Source organism: Dietzia sp. E1, from assembly GCF_014145015.1.
Taxonomy (GTDB): domain Bacteria; phylum Actinomycetota; class Actinomycetes; order Mycobacteriales; family Mycobacteriaceae; genus Dietzia; species Dietzia cinnamea_A.
Genome location: NZ_JAALDU010000551.1, coordinates 1 through 3,256, shown reverse-complemented (window position 1 = coordinate 3,256; position 3,256 = coordinate 1). Strand labels below are relative to the sequence as shown.

At 69.1% G+C, this 3,256-nt stretch carries 3 protein-coding genes; 2 read left to right on the top strand and 1 reads right to left on the bottom strand.

Going from position 1 to position 3,256, the window contains the following annotated elements; translation table 11 throughout:
* On the bottom strand, positions 1 to 1,119 hold a 1,119-nt coding region (locus tag G6030_RS15375), incomplete at its 3' end, for an FAD-binding protein (RefSeq protein ID WP_182643710.1).
* 136 nt (positions 1,120 to 1,255) lie between these two features.
* On the opposite strand from G6030_RS15375, the gene G6030_RS16915 reads away from it, so the two are divergent.
* Together G6030_RS16915 and G6030_RS15365 are read left to right on the top strand one after the other, a co-directional pair.
* Positions 1,256 to 1,780 (top strand): DUF3253 domain-containing protein, encoded by a 525-nt coding sequence (locus G6030_RS16915; protein WP_246830831.1) that lies wholly within the window; start codon positions 1,256 to 1,258, stop codon positions 1,778 to 1,780.
* A 152-nt stretch (positions 1,781 to 1,932) separates the two neighbouring features.
* Positions 1,933 to 3,090 (top strand): acyl-CoA dehydrogenase family protein, encoded by a 1,158-nt coding sequence (locus G6030_RS15365; RefSeq protein WP_063973926.1) that lies wholly within the window; start codon positions 1,933 to 1,935, stop codon positions 3,088 to 3,090.
* The last annotated feature ends 166 nt before the right edge of the window (positions 3,091 to 3,256 follow it).

Here is a 3,256-nt window from a genome sequence, read left to right as displayed (position 1 = left end):
CAGTCCCGCTTCGCGCAGCTGGTCGGGCTCCGGCGCCGGGATACAGATCGCCGGGAAGCCCCCGGCCTCGGCGTCGTCGAAGACCAGCCAGAACTCGTCACCGGCCCCGTCCGCCATCCGGGCGCGCATCCGGCGACCCATCTGGTCATAGGGAAGGAGCTCGTTGGCGAACCGACGGCCCGTGCCGTCGACGATGAACCCGGAGCGGAACCCCAGCGTGAACGCCGCGTGGCCGTTCGGGAAGAGGGTGGCGGGGCACCACCACGACTGGTCGAGCAGGTCGAGCTGCGCCCCGACGTCCTCGAACATGCGGACCGCGTCGCCGGAGCCGGTGTCCGGGTGCGAGGACGACCACTCGGCGGTCGGCATTTGCTGCCAGCGGTGACGAAGCTCCCCGGAACGCTCGAACCCACCCGCGGCGACCAGCACGCCCCGACGGGCACCGAGCAGCCGGCGGCCACCGTCACCGTCGACGGCTACCCCGATCACGCGTCCGTCCTCGCCGCGCACCAGCTCGCGGGCCGCGGTGTTCAGACGCGTCTCGGCGGAGTCCATCGCGTCGAGCGCGAGCACGAGCCTGGCGACCCACGCGCGGCCTCCCTCCAGCCGGGTGGTGTCCTCGGCCGCGCCGAACTGGTCGGCGGGAACCGGCGGGCGCACATCCGCCACCCGATCCCCGACCTCCTCGCCCTTGATCGGCTTCGGGTAGATGCTCCGACCCTGCTCCTGGCGCCCCGGCGCGTCGAAGTAGTCGGGGAACGCCTGGAACCTCGTGGGGATGCCCAGTTCCTCCTGGAGGAAGGTGACGACCGCCGGCCCCGTGTTGAGGAAAGCGTCCTGCAGATCCCGGTCGGTTCGGTCGCCCACCACCGCACGGAAGTAGGTCCGCCCCTTCTCGACGGAGTCGTCGACACCGTCTCTGGCGAGGACGGCGTTTCCCGGCAGCCACACCGCCCCGCCGGAGTAGGCGGAGGTTCCGCCGAATCGGTCGGTCTTCTCGATCAGGCAGGTGGACAGTCCGCGCGAGGCCGCGGCGGCGGCACCGAACAGCGCGGCCACCCCCGATCCCACGACCACCACGTCGAATTCCGCGTCGAAAGTACTGTCCTGCGCCGTCACGAAGGTCCCTCGTCTTCTGTCTCATCGGGTGGAACACGTTTCAGTGCCCCGTCGTGACGATCACACCGGACTCGGACAGACCGCCGTCGGATGCGATCACCGCCGACCGCGGGCTCTCGCAGGCATGATCGACAGGGTGAGCGACGAGCAGCAGGGCCCTGCCGACGGCGTGGAACACACGGACGACGGCCGATACATCGTGGTCGGCGGGAGGCGTTGGCGCGCGACCGACCCCTCGATTCCCGAGAAGCTCCGCGCCGAGTTGGTTCGCGCACTGATGACCGGGCGGCGGGAGGTCAAGGCCCGGGGAGATGCGGCGCGGGTGATGGTGCATGACGCGAAGGTCGCCCTCGGTGAGCGCGGCGATCCGTGGTGGGAGCCGACCGACGAGGGCACGCGGCAGCGACTCGAGGCGACGATCAGAACCCTCCTACGTTCCCGCGGCACCGGGTCGATCTGCCCCTCGGACGCAGCCCGGGTCGTCGGCGGGGAACGCTGGCGCGACCACATGGAGACGGCGCGGTCGGTCGCGTTCGAGCTCCGCGAGAAGGGCGTCGTCGCAGTGACCCAGAAGGGCCGGCGAGTCGACGGGACGGACGTCAGCGGTCCGATCCGGATCGTCGCCGACAACGGCCTGGAATTCACTCCGGGCAATGAGTGAGATAACCGGAACGGATGAGGTGAGGAACCCGCGGAGCGCAGTCGGATTCTTGTAAGCTACTCACCAGTAACGGTCCACTACCCGACCCCCCGCTCCCCTCCGGCACGATCGGCCCGCCGACCCGGGCGGGCTCCAGATGGAAAGGCACCCTCTTGCGCCGCACTGTGTTCAACGAAGACCACGAGGCCTTCCGGAAGACCCTCCGCGACTTCATCGAGTCCGAGGTCGTCCCCCACTACGACGAGTGGTACGAGGCCGGGATAGTCCCGCGCGACTTCTACTACAAGCTCGCCGACCTCGGCCTGTTCGGCATCACCGTGGACGAGGAGTACGGCGGTGCCGGCCTCGACTCGCACAAGTTCGAGGCCATCCAATCCGAGGAGGTCATCCGCGCAGGCGTGAGCTTCGGGGGCTCCAACGTCCACGTCGCCCTCTGCCTGCCCTACCTGAAGATGCTCGCGACCGATGAGCAGAAGTCGCGGTACTTCCCCAAGTTCGTCTCCGGCGAGGAGATGTGGGCCATCGCCATGACCGAGCCGGGCACCGGTTCGGACCTCGCCGGCATGAAGACCACCGCCAAGCTCTCCGAGGACGGCACCCACTACATCCTCAACGGGGCCAAGACCTTCATCACCGGCGGCGTCCATGCCGATCGCGTCATCGTCTGCGCGCGTACCGCGCCGCCGCGGGAGGACGACCGCCGGTTCGGCATCTCCCTGCTCGCGGTGCAGACCTCGCTCGAGGGCTACTCCGTGGGCCGGAAGCTCGACAAGGTCGGACTCAAGACCTCCGACACCGCCGAACTGTCCTTCACCGACGTCAAGGTTCCCGTCGAGGACCTCCTCGGCGAGGAGAACCGGGGCTTCTCGTACCTCGGCCAGAACCTGCCGTCGGAACGCTGGGGCATCGCCTTCGGCGCCTATGCACAGGCCGCCGCCGCGGTGCGTTTCGCCAAGGAGTACACCCAGCAGCGTGAGGTGTTCGGCAAGCCCGTCGCCGCCTTCCAGAACACCAAGTTCGAGCTCGCGGCCTGCCAGGCCAAGGTCGATGCAGCTCAGGCCGTCGCCGACCGGGCACTCGAGGCACTCGACGCGGGTGAGCTCACCGCCGCCGAGGCCGCCTCGGCGAAGTTGTTCTGCACCGAGGTCGCGGCCGAGGTCATCGACCGGTGCCTCCAGCTGCACGGTGGCTACGGCTTCATCAACGAGTACCCGATCGCGCGCCTCTACTCCGACAATCGCGTGAACCGGATCTACGGCGGCACCAACGAGGTCATGAAGACCATCATCGCCAAGGACATGGGGCTGTAAGCGACCCCACCACCCCACGAACGGGCCTCGACCGCACACTGCGGACGAGGCCCGTTCTCGTGGCCGCTCCGCCGCCTCCGCCCCCTCCGTCCGGCCGGCGTCTCGCCGCCCGGTGCCCCTCGCCCTCCCTGCGAGTAGACGAGTTGGGACCCCATCGTGTCGTAGC